Source organism: Clostridium sp. AF37-5, assembly GCF_003477605.1.
In the GTDB taxonomy this organism is placed as follows: domain Bacteria; phylum Bacillota; class Clostridia; order Lachnospirales; family Lachnospiraceae; genus Eubacterium_F.
Genome location: NZ_QUDR01000009.1, coordinates 49,766 through 67,313, shown reverse-complemented (window position 1 = coordinate 67,313; position 17,548 = coordinate 49,766). Strand labels below are relative to the sequence as shown.

At 41.3% G+C, this 17,548-nt stretch carries 13 protein-coding genes; 4 read left to right on the top strand and 9 right to left on the bottom strand.

All coding sequences use genetic code 11. The features are described 5' to 3' along the window. The first annotated feature begins 89 nt into the window (after positions 1–89). The gene (locus tag DW019_RS07625; protein ID WP_118442987.1) at positions 90–851 is read left to right on the top strand and encodes a hypothetical protein; all 762 of its coding nucleotides are present in this window, start codon (positions 90–92) and stop codon (positions 849–851) included. A 12-nt stretch (positions 852–863) separates the two neighbouring features. Further along, positions 864–2,768, top strand: coding sequence for a diguanylate cyclase (locus tag DW019_RS07620; protein ID WP_117480012.1), 1,905 nt, complete (start codon positions 864–866; stop codon positions 2,766–2,768). Here DW019_RS07620 and DW019_RS07615 read toward each other — a convergent pair. Genes DW019_RS07615 through DW019_RS07605 form a run of 3 tightly spaced genes read right to left on the bottom strand, consistent with a single transcriptional unit; the run spans position 2,759 to position 6,752 of the window. Continuing rightward, the gene (locus tag DW019_RS07615; RefSeq protein ID WP_118442986.1) at positions 2,759–5,497 is read right to left on the bottom strand and encodes a PAS domain-containing protein; all 2,739 of its coding nucleotides are present in this window, start codon (positions 5,495–5,497) and stop codon (positions 2,759–2,761) included. The genes DW019_RS07620 and DW019_RS07615 overlap by 10 nt on opposite strands. Then, positions 5,494–6,279, bottom strand: coding sequence for a class B sortase (gene srtB, locus DW019_RS07610; RefSeq protein ID WP_118442985.1), 786 nt, complete (start codon positions 6,277–6,279; stop codon positions 5,494–5,496). Before srtB ends, DW019_RS07615 begins: the two co-directional genes overlap by 4 nt. A gap of 11 nt (positions 6,280–6,290) precedes the next feature. Then, a complete protein-coding gene (locus tag DW019_RS07605) occupies positions 6,291–6,752 on the bottom strand; it encodes a GNAT family N-acetyltransferase (RefSeq protein WP_118442984.1) in 462 nt (153 codons plus the stop codon). A 131-nt stretch (positions 6,753–6,883) separates the two neighbouring features. On the opposite strand from DW019_RS07605, the gene DW019_RS07600 reads away from it, so the two are divergent. Continuing rightward, entirely contained in the window at positions 6,884–10,303 is a 3,420-nt protein-coding gene (locus DW019_RS07600) for a DUF4982 domain-containing protein (protein ID WP_118442983.1), read from the top strand. A gap of 81 nt (positions 10,304–10,384) precedes the next feature. On the opposite strand, the gene mgtE is transcribed toward DW019_RS07600, so the two are convergent. Then, on the bottom strand, positions 10,385–11,773 hold the full coding sequence (mgtE, locus tag DW019_RS07595) for a magnesium transporter (RefSeq protein ID WP_118442982.1): 1,389 nt from the start codon (positions 11,771–11,773) through the stop codon (positions 10,385–10,387). A gap of 37 nt (positions 11,774–11,810) precedes the next feature. Next, the gene (gene mtaB / locus DW019_RS07590) at positions 11,811–13,106 is read right to left on the bottom strand and encodes a tRNA (N(6)-L-threonylcarbamoyladenosine(37)-C(2))-methylthiotransferase MtaB (protein ID WP_118442981.1); all 1,296 of its coding nucleotides are present in this window, start codon (positions 13,104–13,106) and stop codon (positions 11,811–11,813) included. Between the two features lie 155 nt (positions 13,107–13,261). Here mtaB and DW019_RS07585 point away from each other — a divergent pair, with 155 nt between their 5' ends. Further along, positions 13,262–13,495: an HPr family phosphocarrier protein gene (locus tag DW019_RS07585; RefSeq protein WP_022376692.1), complete on the top strand. Its 234-nt coding sequence runs from the start codon at positions 13,262–13,264 to the stop codon at positions 13,493–13,495. A gap of 91 nt (positions 13,496–13,586) precedes the next feature. Here DW019_RS07585 and thiI read toward each other — a convergent pair whose 3' ends face one another. The 4 genes from thiI to DW019_RS07565 all read right to left on the bottom strand — a co-directional run bounded on the left by thiI (position 13,587) and on the right by DW019_RS07565 (position 17,479). Further along, on the bottom strand, positions 13,587–14,774 hold the full coding sequence (thiI, locus tag DW019_RS07580) for a tRNA uracil 4-sulfurtransferase ThiI (protein ID WP_022376691.1): 1,188 nt from the start codon (positions 14,772–14,774) through the stop codon (positions 13,587–13,589). A gap of 12 nt (positions 14,775–14,786) precedes the next feature. Continuing rightward, the gene (locus DW019_RS07575) at positions 14,787–15,950 is read right to left on the bottom strand and encodes a cysteine desulfurase family protein (RefSeq protein ID WP_117478318.1); all 1,164 of its coding nucleotides are present in this window, start codon (positions 15,948–15,950) and stop codon (positions 14,787–14,789) included. Then, positions 15,951–16,712 (bottom strand): 16S rRNA (uracil(1498)-N(3))-methyltransferase, encoded by a 762-nt coding sequence (locus DW019_RS07570; protein ID WP_118442980.1) that lies wholly within the window; start codon positions 16,710–16,712, stop codon positions 15,951–15,953. An 89-nt stretch (positions 16,713–16,801) separates the two neighbouring features. Next, entirely contained in the window at positions 16,802–17,479 is a 678-nt protein-coding gene (locus tag DW019_RS07565) for a hypothetical protein (protein WP_118442979.1), read from the bottom strand. Positions 17,480–17,548: the final 69 nt, after the last annotated feature.

The window sequence follows — 17,548 nt, the reverse complement described above, 5'->3', positions numbered from 1 at the left end:
TTTCAATAATTAAACAACAATCCTTTTCTTGCACACATTTCTGTGCTATAATTGATTATGTTTATCAAAATAAGAAAGGCTGATTATAAATGGCTTTAAATACCAAAGGAAAAAAGACATCTTTGACCGAAGAGGCATCCATTTACCAGAAAAGACAGGATGATTTATCGGACAAAGAACGTATAAAGAATATGACAGGAAAGCAAAAACGGGACTTTTTCAGAACTTATTATCTTCCCAAACTGCTCGTTATACTTGCTGTAGCCGGTGTTGTTTTTTACATCGTATGGGTTGATTTTATCAACAAGTCTCATATTTATATGCGGTGTGCGATTCTGAATGAGTCGATTACCGACAGCACCCTGACAGAATTCAGTGACCGATTTACCGACTCTATGAAGATGGATTATAAAAAGAACCGTGCTTCTTTTTATATGTATTATACCCGCTCGGATGTTGCCAGAGAGATGGGAGCCGACACGGGCAGCGATTTATCGGAAATCAGCAGCCGTCTGGTGGCAAATTCATTAGACTGTATGATTGCTTCTTATGAAGATGTAGAAAATATTTACTTAAAAAATGGATTTATTATGAATCTCAATGATTTTTTAAGCGAAAAAGAAAAAAAGGCCTTAAAACCTTATCTTGTCACCAAAAAAAATGAGGCTGATAAAGTGATTGGTATTTCTTTGAAAGACTGTAAAAAATACCGGACACTTTTCACCGGCAGAACACCAATTACAGAAGAACCTGTTCTTTATGTAATTACGAACGCAACCGATGAAGGAAAAAATTATGTCAAACAACTCATTCATTACCTTTATTCGGATGAATTAAAACAAACAGCGTAGATTGGAGGACTTATGTTAAACGGACGAAAAACCATCGGTATTATTTTATTTGATATAACCGGCTACTATCAGCAGCAGTTGGTACATACGTTATCAAAAACCGCTTCTAAGCGCGGCTACAATCTGCTTACTTTCTCTGCTTTTACCATCTACGGCAGCGATACAAAAAATGCAGCAGGTGAATATAACATTCTCCATCTGATTCCGTATGAACAGCTCGACGCCCTAATTGTCTGCCATGACACATTTAACAGCAATGAAGCTGTCGAGGAACTGTGGAAACTTGTCACAGAACGCTGTCAGGCACCCATTATCAGCATACGCAAAAAGGTAAATGGCTGTTACAACATATTAGCAGAAGACACAGATGCAATTCCTGCTTTTGTACGCCACTTTCATGATGTTCATCACTTTGACCGCATTGCCTTTATGTCCGGACCATACAACCATCCGGATGCAATTTTCCGCTTAGAAAAATATAAAGAGGCAATGGCTGAGTTAGGACTTGACTGTCCGGAAGAATACATTTTCGAAGGTGACTTTTGGAAAAATTGTGCCGCTGATGCAGCAAACCACTTTATGAATTTAACAAACCGCCCTCAGGCAATTGTCTGCGCCAACGACTACATGGCACTCTCTCTTTGTAAAGAACTTACATTACAGGGTTATTCAGTGCCACAGGATATCGCCATTTCCGGTTTTGATGATGTACGGGATGCGCGTGCAAATGTACCACCGCTAACCACCTGTTATGTCTCAGTCTCTGATATGGCAAAAAAAGCAATGGAAACGATTGATACCTTATTAAATGGGAAAGAAGCTCCTGCCTGCACGTTTGTTCCTACAAAAATCATCATCCGCAACTCCTGCGGCTGTGAATCCTCCACGATGAAAGATTTAAGTCTTTCCCGTATGTATGAAGTGGAATTAATGGAACAGCTGATTAACCAAAATGCGCATAATACATTCGTTTCCATTTCGCTGGAAAATATAACATCCGCAGAGGATATCGGTGATTATCTCCGATTAGAGGATGCCCCCGGCATTACCCGCGATTTCTACCTGTGTCTTGGCATCCACGGCAATGGTGCCTATCCACAGGTAAAGAAAAAAGCACCCGGTTTTGCAAAACGCTCCCATTCGATTTACAGTTTAAGAGATTTAAATCCAATTGCCACCTCAAGTTTTGAGACGAAAAAATTACTGCCGCCGGAAGCTATCCGCGAGGAACCAATGGCAGTATTTTTCTTCCCGATTCATTATTTGGAGTATAATTTTGGCTATGTAGCAGCAACCTCAAACGGTGAGGAAGCACAAGATACATTATTTCACTCCTGGCTTTCCCTTATCGGAAATACATTGGAAAACTCGCGAATTCGTGCAAAAAATCAGGCACTATTGGAAAAATTAAATATGCTCTACCACGAAGATTTTCTTACAAAATTATATAACCGCCGCGGTTTTGAGCAGTTCTCGGAAGAAGAATTTGCAGAAGCAAAGAAACACAACATAAAGACGATGACACTGAGTATCGACATGGATAACCTGAAATACATTAACGATGTTTATGGACATTCTCATGGAGATTTAGCACTTCAGACAATTGCCGATGCAATGCGTCAAGCCTGCTCCGGGTGTGAAATCTGTGCCCGCATCGGTGGCGATGAATTCGCTGTATTCGGTTATGACTACAGCGAAGAGAAGGCAAAACAGTATACCGAAAACTTCTTACAGTACTTAAAAGATTTTAACGCTGACAGCAGCCTTCCATACTGCGTCAACGCCAGTTTCGGATATACCATCTCCGACCCGTCACTTTCCATATCGCGAGAGCAGTACATGAAAGCCAGCGACGATTTACTCTATCAAAACAAGCGAAAACGTAAGGAAAAGTATGGTAACCTAAGTCAGCGGTAAAAAGATTCTAAAAGTTGTAAAAAGCGCTTCATCTGTAGTGGTTTCTCCAAAAAAGCATTGATTCCTATTTGTATACTGGATTCAATGCTTTTTTGGTGGATTTCATCCACCAATACAAACAAAGGAACTTTTTTTGCCCGTTCACGGCTGCGAAATTCCAGTGCAAAATCTTCATAATCAATTGCTAATGAATATCCATCCACCACAACAACATCAAATGGCTCTGCCACATAACTCTCCCATAATTCCAACCCTTCTTTTGCAGAATAAGCAACATCCACCTGTGCTCCACAGACACGAAACCGTACCCCCATCATATCAGATTCCTCATTCTGCGACTCAATAACCAGAATTTTATAGCCTTTCAATGATACATCATTTGGGAAAAGTTCCGGTTTTAGCTCTAACTGCGTAATCTTATCTTTCCAGCTCTTCTTTAACGGAAGTTCCAATTTCATCACATTCACATTTCCTCCTCGACGGCTTAATTCCAATCTTCCACCGAGAAATTCCGATAAGCGTCTGGCAACCACCAATGAGAATGTTGTACAGTAAATACCCTCTTTTCGCTTCCAGTCCATTCTGGTGTTTACATGATCCAAAAGATAGTTTCTGCCAAATGAAGACTCATCAATTGGCAGTCCCCAGTCCTCAAACATAACAGATAATAAAAACTGGTCGTCCCCTCTTTTTTCCACTGTTCCGAATACACGCACAGTAGAAGATTCCTCTGAATTTAGCAGGCAGTTTCCAAGAATGTGGTTAAAAATTTCGAGAATACGCTTTTCATCTCCAAAACACAGTTCTCCATCCAAATCAAAGTTTGCCTCTAGCGTTAGTTTTGCCCGGTTCATTCTCTCTTTCCAGTCAGTAACCACTCCATTTACAAGTTTTGCCAGAGAGAAAGAATTGTTTTCAATCACCATTTTCCCCTGTTCAATTATTTCGTATTCTGACATACTCTCAATAACTTCGAGTACATACTGAGCGGCCGTGCGGATTTCTCCAATTCGCTCTTGCAGATTCTCCTGCTTATAAAGTTCCGCGCTTACATATTGAACCGGCGCCATTACTTCTCTTGTTAAAATAGCCAGAAAATTTCTTCTCATCTCCACCATATCCTTTGCTTCTTTTAACGCTGTCGCCATCAATCTGCGGTTTGATTCTTCCTCTTTTAACTGAATCAGTCTCAATTCATGCATATCCTGTGCTTCAACAATAATTGTATCCGTGTCACTTCCCAGATAGCTGTAGCGGAAACATTTGTATCGATAATCCCCACCCGGTTTATTAATGCGGAAAAATAAAACTTCCTCAATCGAACTTGACTCCAGCACGTCTTTCATGTTATCCAAATCAAATACCGTATAAAAACGCGCCTTATCCTCCGGGTGCACGTAATGAGTTGCCGTTTTTTCCACAAAATCTTCAAACATGGTAAACGGGTAAATGTCTTCAAAAGCTTCCTCTCCGGTAAAATATCCCTTCATTGTGTGGTCACGCAGAGAAACTTTGATTACGATTTCATAAATTTTATCTGCCTGTTTTTGATAAATATTCTGTAATTCGAGCCGCTCTTCCTCCTGTTTTTTCTGTTCCTCAATATTTTTCATACTGCCAACCAAGCGAACAACCTGACCCTTTTCCAATACTTTCGTGACTGCAAATTCATACCACTGATAACTCTCTTTGCCGGTAGAATTCTCCTTTGTTAAAAAACGAATCTGTGAGGATGCCGAAATTTCATCCGTATATAAAAAGTCAAAAACACCCTTATCCTCCGGGTACAAAAGACCGGAATCATACATAATTTCATTCAGCGTTCCCTTACACTGTTTTTCCACGCATAAAGAAAATGTCATATGTTCGGAATCTTCATAAAACTGCATCTGTTTTTCCTTTACATCGTATTCAAACAGAAAGTGGGCATTAATCCCCGAAGCAATCATATAACGCTCTTTTTCCCGCTCTAAGCGGTACATCGTACGTTTCTGTTCCGTGACATCCAAAAGCGTACATAAATACTCGCATCCCTCTTCGGTTTCCTGATAATATCTGCCGACCATCCGGTACCATCTTGTATCCTGATAACGAGGATGCCTGGTACGAAAATCGTAATCAAGCGGTTCCTGTTTTCTTGCCTGCTCAATGATGTGGCTGCGAAGCCCCGGCAAATCCTGCGGATACGTATAAATACCGGAACTGCCAAGGTACTGCTCCCTCGTTGTTCCCACCATTGTAAAATACTGGTGATTTGCCTCCATAATGTAGAAATTCGTATCGGTAACAAGAACGGTCATCACACCACCCGGAATGTTATCATAGGTCGTGTCTCTTTCCCTCATCGTTTTTTCTTCGCGTGAAACATCAACGACTAAAGAACGGATATTTTTTCTTCCGGTATCATCTTTTTCATAGCGTCCGTTTTCCCACACCCAGATAAGTGAACCGTCTTTCTTTCTCATGCGGTAACGGCACGTGTAACTGCCGCTCTGTTTCAGATTTTTTCGAATCTGATAACGAATTTCCTCATAATCCGGTGGATAAATCAAATCTCCCACTTTACCACAGCTGCGTATCATAAGTTCCGACTGCGTATAACCCATCATATTACAGAATCCCTCATCCACCTCATCAATGAGCATTTCATCATTTTCATAATGCGAAAGTCTTTCTCCAAAGTCTTTGAGTTCATGCATTCTGGCTAACTGCCACATTTCCTTTGTCATACATTCTCCTTCTTTCTAGCCACAACTACAAACCGCCCGTTTTCCGTATGATAAGCACAAGTTACCAAAGTCAGAAGCTGCTCTCCGTAAGCCGGCGTTGCCCCATCTTTGTAAATTGATAATTTCTTACAATTTTTCACATAGGTTTCATACTGTTTTTTTGACAGTTTTCCTACATACCGGTAATACTTAAACACATCCTCATTTTCTTTATACACTTTCGAGCGAAATACTGCTACAACCTCATACTGCCGCTTCTCATAAAGCGTATCAAACTCAATCGTTTTATGCTTTTTATAAAAATCTGCCTTTTCAAAATCCTCCAAATGCGCAAACATCAAACCGCTTTTCATGTGATGACCGTAAACCATCAAATTTCCTTTTAACTCATCAATGTCACACTTAGCATCTAAAAACGGTAGTCCGTTCACATCGGATTTTTTCTCAAAATTGCGATGTAAATAATATTCCGAATCTTTTTTCGTCTGCATAACCGGATAATCAATTTTTGTATTTTTCACCGTTACCCAGCCGATTAAATCTGAATTTTTCTTATAAAGCTTACGGTATCCCTTTTGAATCGACCGTCCGGTTTCGGATTTCACTTCTGTTTCTTCTTCGGTGTCCGAAAAAGCCTCCTGCCTAATCTGCTGCAATTGTGATAATTCGTTTTCTGTTTGTTTCGCCATCCAGAAATAATGAAATAAATATCCCCCACTGGCTAAAAATACGACTATAAACACAATCAGAAGAACCGTAGACAACACTCTTTTTTTCTTCATATTCTCCTCCTTTACAATGCCTTTCTCATCGGCGTAAAACGAATCCCATCCGCCTTTTGTTCCTTATCCAAAGGGACAAAACCGTTTTTTTCATAAAAGCCCACAGCATACGGCGAAGCATTTACCGTAACCGCACGAATTTTAGGATTCTGAGCTAATACCTCATTTTCCACTACTTTCATCAGCTTCGTTGCCACTCCCAGATGATGAAATTTCCCCCTCACAAACAAAAGACTAATGTGCTGTCCTGTGCGCAGGGCAATTACTCCAATCAAATATTGATTGAGATAGCACCCATAAAATTTCATTTCGCCTTGATTGACTTTTTCCACCATATTATGATACTCAATAAAATGGCGGAAAGTCTGAATCCCCATTTCTTCATAATCCGGCACCTCAAATTCTTCAAAGACTTCCCAGATAAGTTCCAATGCCGGTCTTAGTTTCTCCGGCACAATTTTACAAATCTGCATATTTTTTCCCTTTCCAAAAAAACTACATCTTAAGTATAAAGAAATTCATTGCCTGTGTCAAAGTTTTTTGCTATCCTTATACATAGATAATTAACCCACATTCAAAACGACTTTTTAGGAGGATAACCTTTATGAAACAGCTTTTTAACAACGACTGGTTTTTCCACAGAGAACCACTGGAAACGACCATCGATACATTCTTTAATACAAAGGACTGGGAGCCGGTTGACATCCCGCATGACTGGATGATTTACGACAGCAAAGATTTGTACGCTCAGGGAGTCAGCTGCTACAAAAAAACTTTTACGGTGCCTGCCCTCGGTTTAGACCGCCTTTCCATACTGTTTGAAGGCGTATACATGGATAATGAAATCTATCTGAATGGAGAGAAAATTTTCACATGGCCTTACGGCTACTCACAGTTTGAAATTGATTTGACTTCCTATGTCAAAGAGGGCGAGAATACCATCTGGGTAAAAAACACCTATGAACTTCCAAACAGCCGCTGGTATCCGGGCTCCGGCATTTACCGAAACGTCTGGCTTGTAAGACGTCCTGCCGTTCATTTCACAACAGACGGCGGTTATCTGTCAGCAAAAAAAGAGGGGGATGCTTTTATTCTGCATGCCGACTACGAGATTCAAAACGATACCGATTCTGCCTGCGAGGTTACTCTTTGCCACAAAGTACTTGCACCGGATGGTAAAGTGGCCGGTACAAGCAAAGAAACTCTTACCATTCCTTGCGGCCTTACCGTAAGCAAACAGACAATGACTTTTGAAGCCCCACTTCTTTGGGATATTGAGTCACCGAATTTGTACACCGTACATAGTGAAATTATAAAAGACGAAACTGCCATTGATTCCAGTGATGAACGCTTTGGTTTCCGGACAATTGCCTTTGACCCGGATAAAGGTTTCTTTTTGAATGGCAGAAATGTAAAAATCAACGGTTCCTGTGAACATCATACGCTCGGTGCACTCGGTGCTGCCATAAACCGCGAGGCTGTCAGACGCCAGCTTACAATTATGCAGAAAATGGGTGTTAATGCCATCCGCAGTGCACATAATATGCCGGCACCGGAACTGATGGAATTATGTGATGAAATGGGTCTTCTTTTGTACACGGAAAGTTTTGATATGTGGGAACACTGCAAGACCGATTACGATTACGGAAATTATTTTAAAGACTGGTGGAAAACCGATTTGACAAGCTGGGTACGTCAAGACAGAAACCACCCATCCGTCTTTATCTGGGGCATCGGAAACGAAATCCACGACATCAATTTTGACCGTGGATTAGAAGTAACAAAAATGTTACGGGATGCTGTCAAAGAACTTGACTACTACGGCAATGCCGTTATTGGCATGGGTTCTAATATCATGGGCGGTGAGGGAGCTCAGAAATGTGCTGCTGAAGTTGATTTGGTCGGTTACAATTATATGGAACATCTGTATGATGAACACCACGAAAAATATCCGGACTGGTGCATTTTCGGAAGTGAAACTTCTTCCACTCTGCAAAGCCGTGGTATTTACCATTTCCCACTGACAAACCGTTTATTAACTTACGATGACGGACAATGCTCTTCCCTTGGCAACTGTACCACAAACTGGGGAGCTAAAAATACAGACGTCGTTGTATCTGCCCACCGTGACCGTGATTACTGTTTTGGTCAGTTTATCTGGAGCGGTTTTGATTATATCGGCGAGCCGACACCATATTTTACAAAAAATTCGTATTTCGGTCAGGTTGACACCGCCGGTTTTCCAAAGGACAGCTACTATCATTACATGGCTGAGTGGACGGATTATAAGACAAATCCGATGGTTCATCTCCTGCCTTACTGGGATTTTAATATCGGTCAGAAAATTGATGTCCGTGCCTTTTCCAATGCGCCAAAAGTCGAATTATTCTTTAACGGCAAATCTCTTGGTGCACAGACGATTGACCACAAAAAAGGCACTCACTTAGCCTGCGACTGGCAGATTGCCTATGAGCCGGGTGAGCTAAAAGCAGTTGCTTACGATGAAAACGATGCGGTAATTGCAGAAACCGTACAAAAATCTTTTGGCGATGCCAAAAAAATCGTATGCAAGCCGAACAAAGAACAACTTTTAGCAAATGGCGAAGACCTTTTATTTGTCGAGATTAACACTCTCGATGAAAACGATACATTTGTTGCAAACAGCCGCAGCCGTGTTCAGGTTCACGTCAGCGGTGCCGGACGTTTAATCGGGCTGGACAACGGTGACAGCACCGACTTTGATTCCTACAAAGGAACGAGCCGCCGCTTATTCAGCGGTCGTCTTCTGGCAATTATCGCCGCCAAAGACACACCTGGAACCATTGAAATCGAAGTCACTTCCAAAGGACTTACTGCTGCCACCCTTTCGATTCCTGCCCTTTCTTGTGATGTTCGTGATGGCATTTCCTGCTTCATGGAAAACAAAGAATCCGCAGAAGATTTAACCGATGAAATTCCGGTTCGCAAAATTGAATTGACAAACCACGGCACCAATCATTTCGATGAAAATGCGACAGAAACTACCGTTACCGCAAAAATTCTCCCTGCGGATGCAACCTACCGGGAAATTGAATTTAAGGCGGTTACACTTGATGGTGTCGAAAGCAATAGTGTGAAAATCGAGACAACCGGAGCCGAGGCAACGATTCACGCATTAGGCGATGGTGAATTCCGCCTGTGTTGCAGCTGTAAAAACGGACGCGATGTGATGGAAGTAATGTCCGAGCTGGAATTTTGTGTGACAGGTCTCGGCGAGGCAACTTTAAATCCGTACAAAATGGTAAACGGCATCGATTATAAAGACTGCACAAACGAAGCTAAATTAAGTTTTCAGGGCGGTGTCTATATCACCGCTGAGGAACGCACCCGCTTCCTCTTTGAAAATGTGGACTTTGGCGAATATGGCTCGGATGAGATTCACATTCCGATTTTCTCATTTGAAGATGAGCTGCCAATTGAAATCTGGCTTGGTGACTCTGAAAAAGACGGCAAATGCCTTGTCAAAGACAAGTATCAGGCAAAGAGCTGGTATAACCACTATCAGGAAAATGTTTACACTCTGCCGGAGCGAATCCGCGGTGTACAAAGCATTTCCATCGTGGTATACCCAAGCATCAAACTTTCCTTACAGGGCTTTTACTGCAAGACATTAAGCAAAGCCTACGGAAAAGTATACGCCATCGAAAACAATACGATTTCCGGTGATATGTTTACCGTTTTAGAAAAACAAATTACTGACATCGGAAATAATGTTACACTCGAATTTGAGCATATGGATTTTGGTGAAGAAGGACCATCAAAAATTACAATCTGCGGTCACTCACCAATTCCTGTCAACACGATTCACATCCGCTTCTTTGCAGAAGACGGCAGAGAGATCAATCACATGGCAGAATTTACGCAGAGTGATGATTACAAAGAAGTCACTTTTCCAATTAGCGGCTTTACCGGATACGGAAAAGTAAACTTTATCTTTATGCCGGGTAGTAAATTTGACTTTGACTGGTTCCAGTTTGAAGCATAGAAAGTAGAAAAAAGAAGTTCATTCGTGAGAGACTATAACGTGAAAGCGTTATCTCGTCTCGATACGAATGAACTTCTTTTTTTAACCCATTATGGGAATCAGGAACAGCCATGCCAATCCATAATACGTGACCACAGCCACCAAATCATTTACCGTAGTAATCAATGGACCGGATGCAACTGCCGGATCAATTTTAATTTTTGCAAAAAACAGTGGCACTAATGTTCCTACCAGACTTGAAATTACCATTGCTAAAAGCAGTGACACGCCAACACAGCCGGACACCAAAAATGCCGTCGGAAGGGCATAGCCCTTTAAGCCGAAAATATACAGTCCCAAAAAGACAAATGCCAGTCCGCCCAAAAGCAGCCCATTGCAGAAGCCAACTTTCATTTCTTTCAGCACAAGCCGAAGTTTTGCTTTTGCATTCAATTCATCATCCATCAGTACGCGAATCGTTACCGCCAGTGATTGTGTGCCGACATTTCCCGCCATATCTAATATAAGGGACTGGAAACAAATCACAATCGGAATCACCGCCACCACAGCTTCAAATGAGCCAACCACAGTTGACACGCCCATACCCAGTAGAAGCAAGATGATTAACCATGGCAGTCTCTTTTTCATACTTTCCTTTGTTGTCTCACGCAAGTCTTCCTCTGCTGTCAAACCAGCTAACTTCGCATAATCCTCACCCATCTCATCATCAACTGCCTCGATAACATCCTGAGCCGTCAAAATACCAATAATTTCTTTTTTATCATTTAATACCGGAAGCGAATCCTCAGCATAATCCTTGATTTTTTCAATGCAGTCGGATATCTTTTCGCAGTCTAACAAATACGGATATGAATAACTAATGAGATCATCCAAATCATCATTTTCTCTGGCAATAATTAAATCCTTTAAATCAATCGCACCACTGAATTTATTATTCTCATCCACAACATAAAGCGTTGAAATATTGTCGTTTTCACCTGCCTGTACAATCAGCTCACGCATAGCCTGGCGAATATTCAATGTCTTTTTAATACAGATATAATTGGTCGTCATAAGACTACCAATTTCCTCTTCATCATACGAATGAATCAACTGAATATCTGCCTTGACATCCTCGTGCAGAATCGGACGCAGTTTTTCCTTTACACTCTCATCAATTTCCTCCAGCAAATCAACTGCGTCATCAGAATCCATTTCATTGATAACTGCCGCCAGTTTATCAATCCCGATTTCCTCAATATAGTCTTCCGGTTCCTCAATAAAAGTAAAAATTTCAGATACCCATTCAGGCTCTAATATATTATATAAATGGATTCTTTCTTCTTTTGTCAGTGCTTCTAAACTTCTTGCAATATCATTATCATGGTAGTCATGTAATTTCTCAATAATTTCTTCATCCGGCAGACCACTTCTTATAATCGATACAATTTCATCGGTAAACTGTGGTTCTTTTAAGATTTCTTTTTCCATACTCATTCCTCCGTTCAGGTATAATGCAAATCAATCCTCACACCAAAACATGCTCCACAAGCACCTCATGAATCTCATTTTCCCCATACCCTTTTTCTGCTGCCTCAGATGCTAAAACGCCAATCTTTACATAACGTTCATTGTGTCCAATCAGATACCCTTTTCCTTCATGGGAAACAACTTCTTCAAACAGTACCTTTTCCCGTTTTGAAACAAAAGCATCCGCATAATTTTTCTGATATTCTTTTGTATCCTGTATGAGCAAATCACTCCTGTGTTTTTTCACCTGCGGGTCAACCTGGTCTGTCATTGCCGCAGCTCTTGTTCCTCTGCGCGGCGAATAAGGAAAAATGTGCAAATCAGAAAAAGCAATTTCCCTCAGAAAATTTCTTGTAATCAAAAATTCTTCCTCGGTTTCTCCCGGAAATCCCGTTATGACATCCGTGGTAATCGCCGGATAATCAAAATATTTTCGCAGAATTTCCACTTTTTCCTTATACTCTGCACTTGTATAATGCCGGTTCATCCGCTTTAATACCGTATCGCATCCGCTCTGCAGGGATAAGTGGAAATGCGGGCACACTTTTTTTATTGCCGAAAGTTCTTTTGCAAAAGATTCCGTAATAATTCTTGGTTCGAGTGAGCCAAGCCGGATTCTCTCAACCCCCTCAATTTCTGCGACTTTTGAAATCACAGCCAAAAGTGGTTTACCTTCAAGGGAGACAAAATTTAATGCATCCGAAAAATCCACGCCATAAGAAGACAGATGAATCCCGGTAAGAACAACTTCTTTATAGCCCTGCTTCGCCAACAATTCTACATGAGAAATAACCTCATCTTCTGGCATGCTGACTAACTTACCTTTGCCTCTGACATAAGGAATCATACAATAAGTACAAAACTGATTGCATCCATCCTGAATTTTCAGATATGCTCTTGTTCTCTCATGCTCCACATGACGGCTTCCCATCGTCTGTGTTTCTTTCGGCGTCAAATGAAATTGTTCCACAAAACGCTCTGCCATATGCTCTTTTTCCCGATTTGAGAAAAAGGCATCAACAGCCGAATCCTCTTCAAGTTTTGCCTCGCCGCTCTCAACATAGCAGCCAACTGCCACTACTAAACTATCCGGATTTTTCTTTTTCGCACGGTGTAACATCTGCCTGGATTTCCGGTCAGCCATATTCGTCACCGTACACGTATTTACAATATAAACATCCGCTTTTTCCTGAAAATCTACTACATCAAAGCCAAGAGACTGAAACTGTTCCATCATTTGTTCCGTCTCATAAAAATTTACTTTACAGCCAAGTGTCAAAAAAGCAACTTTCATTTTATTCTTTTCCTTCCATAGCATTTTGCACAAAAAACAATATTTTTTTGAAAAGACCTCGTTTATTTTTTATATTGACATACTTCGTTAATCATACTAATATAATACGTGAAGAGAGGAAAATCTCTTAACACAAAATAAGGAGGTAATATAGTATGAAAACAGTTAAAATTTCTTTAAACTCAATCGACAAAGTAAAAGCTTTTGTCAACGAAGTAACAAAGTACGATGCAGAGTTTGACTTAGTATCCGGAAGATACGTTATTGATGCAAAATCCATCATGGGTATTTTCAGCTTGGATTTGTCAAAACCAATCGACCTCAATATTCACAGCGAGAACAACATTGATGAAATTCTTGCTAAACTTGACGAGTTCATCGTTAAATAAAAAATATAATATTGGGTTTGTTACTTAGCATGGGGCGGCATGATGGCCGCTTCTTTTTTTGTCTCAAAACGACGCACCGCCCCACAAAATTTTATTCTGGTTTTACACAGATTACTTCACGTTCTTCAATCGCTTTCTTTACCATTTCATCAATTTTTTCCGCTAAGTTTTTCTCAGACTCTTCCATCTTTGCAATGTCCGGTTTCGTCACCGGATGCTTTGCCACAAAAATCGTACAGCAGTCTTCAAACGGCTGAATCGATGTCTCAAAGGTATCAATCTTTTCCGCAATCTCAATAATTTCATTTTTATCAAAAGCAATCACCGGACGGAACACAGGCATATTACATACCGCATCCGTTGCCGCTAAACTCTGCATTGTCTGGCTCGCCACCTGTCCGACACTTTCACCGGTAATCAGTGATAAGCAGTGACGTTCTCTCGCAATTTTTTCTGCAATCCGCATCATGTATCTGCGCATAATAATTGTCAATTCATCGTGCGGACATTTATCATAAATATACAGCTGAATATCTGTAAAATTCACAATATGGAGATTGATATTACCCGCATACTCGGAAACAAGACGCGCTAAATCTACAACCTTTTGTTTGGCACGCTCACTTGTATATGGCGGTGCATGAAAATAAACTGCTTCAATTTTCACGCCACGTTTTGCCATCATATAGCCGGCAACCGGACTGTCAATACCTCCGGATAAAAGCAGCATTGAGCGGTCACTTGTACCAACCGGCATACCGCCGGGTCCTTTGATACTTGTCACATACACATAAGCACGTTTGCGGATTTCAATATACACTTTAATTTCCGGATGGTGCACATCAACCGACGCATTTGGCATATTTTCAATGATATACTCACCAGCCTGCATGCAGATATCCGGGCTTTTCATCTCATATTTTTTATCGCTTCGTTTGGCAAATACTTTGAATGTGAATGGGCGGTCACCCAGTTCTTCTTTCATATGAGTCACCAGTTCCTCACATACATGGGAAAATGTTTTATCCTCTACTAGAACAACCGGACAGATATGAGCAATACCAAAAACATGGCTCAGCCCTTCCATCACTTCTTCCTTGTCAAAATCATCCGAAAGAGCCTCCACGTAGACGCGTCCCTGCTCCTTCTCTACCATAAATTCACCCACACAGCGGTCCAAACGCTCACGCACACGGCGAACCAATGCATTTTCAAATACATAACGGTTTTTTCCTTTAATTCCGATTTCTGCATATTTAATCAAAAAAGCTCGTACCATTTTTCTCTCCTTCTATCGTCTTGTATACCGTGCTAACACCGGTACCAATTGTTTTAATTCCGTAATTGTCTGTTTTAACTGCTCAATCTGTGTCTCCACGGAAAAACTAAACCGCAGCGTACAGTCAAGCCGCTCATTTGCAACGCCAATCGCTTTCAGCGTTCCACTGATTCCCGGATGATTTGAGGAACAGGCGGACCCGGAAGAAACATAAATTTCTTTTTCCTCAAGGGCATGCAAAAGCACCTCGCTTCGGACACCGTCAAAACTCACACTCACAATATGAGGTGCCGTCTCTTCTACCGCAGAAGCATCACAGGCATTTACAACAGCCCCATCAACTTCTCCAATATGAGAAACAAAATACTGTTTCAATTCATACAAGTGCTTTCTATTTTCCTCCAGATTTGCATACATTTTTTCTGCAGCCAGAGAAAGCCCGGCAATTCCCGGTACATTTTCCGTTCCGGAGCGCATCCCCTGCTGCTGCCCACCGCCATGAATATAGGGATGAATTTTAACCTTATCCCCAATATATAAAAATCCGGTTCCTTTCGGTCCATGAATTTTATGACCGCTGACACTCAGCAAATCAATTCCCATTCGTTTTGGATAAATATTCATTTTCCCATATGCCTGAATCGCATCTACATGGAAAATAATATCCTTGTTAAATGCTTTTACAATTTTAGAAAATTTCTCGACATCCAAAATCGCACCAACTTCGTTATTCACAAGCATCGTAGAGACTAAAATCGTATCCTTACGTAATGCATTCTCAAGCGTTTCCTCACTCACATGCCCCATTGAATCCACGGGAAGGTAAGTGACTTCATAACCCATTTTTTCTAAATATAACAGCGGCTCATAAACAGCCGCATGCTCAAAACAGGTTGTGATAATGTGCTTGCCTGCACGGGCATTTGCAAGTGCTGAACCAATCAGCGCCATGTTATTACTCTCCGTACCGCCGCTTGTAAAAACAATGTTTTTCGCCGCACACTTTAACGTTTTGGCAATCTGTTCTCTCGCCTGTCTTACATAACGCTCTGCGATAACACCTTTCATGTGAAGGGATGATGGATTTCCAAAGTCCTCGTACATCACCCGCGTCACCAAGTCACAGACCTCTGAAAATGGTCTCGTCGTCGCCGCATTATCCAAATAACATTCCATTTATTCTTCCTCATTTCTTCCTTCGATTAAAAACATAAGAATCGACAACGCTGCTAACCCTGCCGTTTCCGTCCGCAAAATTCGTTTACCAAGAGAAATCGGTTTAATCCCTTGTGCCACTGCCGCTTCCACTTCCCCGCGTTCAAAACCACCTTCCGGTCCGATAAAAATGCCAATCCGGCCGCCTCTTTTTATTTGAGAGGCCTCCGTAAAGGAAAGAACTGACTCTTTCATGCCCTCGCACAATTCGTAAGGAATCATCACATAATCCATTTCATCTGCCATAGAAAGTGCTTCCGAAAAACTTTTCACCGCCGTCACTTCCGGTAAAACACCTCTACCGCTTTGCTTTGCGGCCGATTCAGCAATAGTACGCCATCTTGTCACTTTCTTTTCTTCTTTTTTGGCGTCCAGTTTTACCACGCATCGTTTTGTTTTCACCGGCACAATGGATGCTGCTCCCAATTCCACTGCCTTTTGAATCACGAGTTCCATTTTATCTTTTTTCGGCAGTGCCTGAAACAATGTAATTTCCACCGGAAGTTCCGAAACCGCCGGTTTCTCATCCCGAATCAAAAGACTTATCTCGCTATCGGAAACCGCCAGAATCTCGCACTCATAATCCACATCTTTCCCACAGGAAACCATTATCTTTTCCCCTTTTGTCATCCTGAGAACATTGCGGATATGGTTTACATCATCCCCATGTATCACAATTTCATTTTCCGTGCGGTTTTCCTCCGGTACAAAAAAACGGTGCATCCTTCTCTTCCTTTCCTTCAACATACGAACGGCACAAACAGCGTCCTTCCTGTCTGTGCCGCACGGTTGTATTCGTTTATTCTTTTTCGTTAAATCAACGTGCCAAACATCGTATATGTCGACTTGCCCTGATTCAATGCAATCTGGTTTGTACTCTGATTGTACAGTGTCGATGCTTTCTGTGCCACGCGGTCAGCAAGTGAACCGCTGCCTGAAAACAGTGCCTTCAAATCACTCATATTTGCTGCCTTGAATTTCGTCTCATCCAAAGACAATGTATTATCGTCATTGATTGTAATTCCAACTTTATTCAAAAGTCCCTGACTCAGATTCATCTGTTCCGTTCCCCATACAGCCGTCTGTAAAATACTATATGAGTTCATACTTTTTGTTGTGCCAAGTACACTGTTGTACTGGCTCACAAAATTCTTTGCCTTATCTAACAAATCTTCTGCTTTTGTATTATCACCATAAGAAGCATTTTTTAAATCATTTGCTGCCTGATACAGCTTCTGTGACGAACTCTTTAAACCAGACAACTTTGTGCCACTGTCTGCTGTACCGGAGTTTTTAATTGTCTCCGCAGAATCACTGCTCTTCTGTTTTGCCACATAAGCTTTCATCGCTTTTTTGTAAGCACCTTTTTGAATCATCTGCAAGTCGCCAATCGACGACAAAAGTGAGCCGCCCCTTGTACTGCTAGTTCCAAAAAATGTGTCTACAAATGAATTTGCTCCATATGTTCCTAATCCATACATATTATTCATAACATTCACTCCTTTGATTACTGCATCGGTACTCCATTACCTTAACTCTGCGACAATCCTATCGCAGTT

Coding starts and splice junctions, on each gene's coding strand:
- DW019_RS07625 (WP_118442987.1), top strand. CDS start 90: ATGGCTTTAAATACCAAAGGAAAAAAGACATCTTTGACCGAAGAGGCA.
- DW019_RS07620 (WP_117480012.1), top strand. CDS start 864: ATGTTAAACGGACGAAAAACCATCGGTATTATTTTATTTGATATAACC.
- DW019_RS07615 (WP_118442986.1), bottom strand. CDS start 5,497: ATGACAAAGGAAATGTGGCAGTTAGCCAGAATGCATGAACTCAAAGAC.
- srtB (WP_118442985.1), bottom strand. CDS start 6,279: ATGAAGAAAAAAAGAGTGTTGTCTACGGTTCTTCTGATTGTGTTTATA.
- DW019_RS07605 (WP_118442984.1), bottom strand. CDS start 6,752: ATGCAGATTTGTAAAATTGTGCCGGAGAAACTAAGACCGGCATTGGAA.
- DW019_RS07600 (WP_118442983.1), top strand. CDS start 6,884: ATGAAACAGCTTTTTAACAACGACTGGTTTTTCCACAGAGAACCACTG.
- mgtE (WP_118442982.1), bottom strand. CDS start 11,773: ATGGAAAAAGAAATCTTAAAAGAACCACAGTTTACCGATGAAATTGTA.
- mtaB (WP_118442981.1), bottom strand. CDS start 13,106: ATGAAAGTTGCTTTTTTGACACTTGGCTGTAAAGTAAATTTTTATGAG.
- DW019_RS07585 (WP_022376692.1), top strand. CDS start 13,262: ATGAAAACAGTTAAAATTTCTTTAAACTCAATCGACAAAGTAAAAGCT.
- thiI (WP_022376691.1), bottom strand. CDS start 14,774: ATGGTACGAGCTTTTTTGATTAAATATGCAGAAATCGGAATTAAAGGA.
- DW019_RS07575 (WP_117478318.1), bottom strand. CDS start 15,950: ATGGAATGTTATTTGGATAATGCGGCGACGACGAGACCATTTTCAGAG.
- DW019_RS07570 (WP_118442980.1), bottom strand. CDS start 16,712: ATGCACCGTTTTTTTGTACCGGAGGAAAACCGCACGGAAAATGAAATT.
- DW019_RS07565 (WP_118442979.1), bottom strand. CDS start 17,479: ATGAATAATATGTATGGATTAGGAACATATGGAGCAAATTCATTTGTA.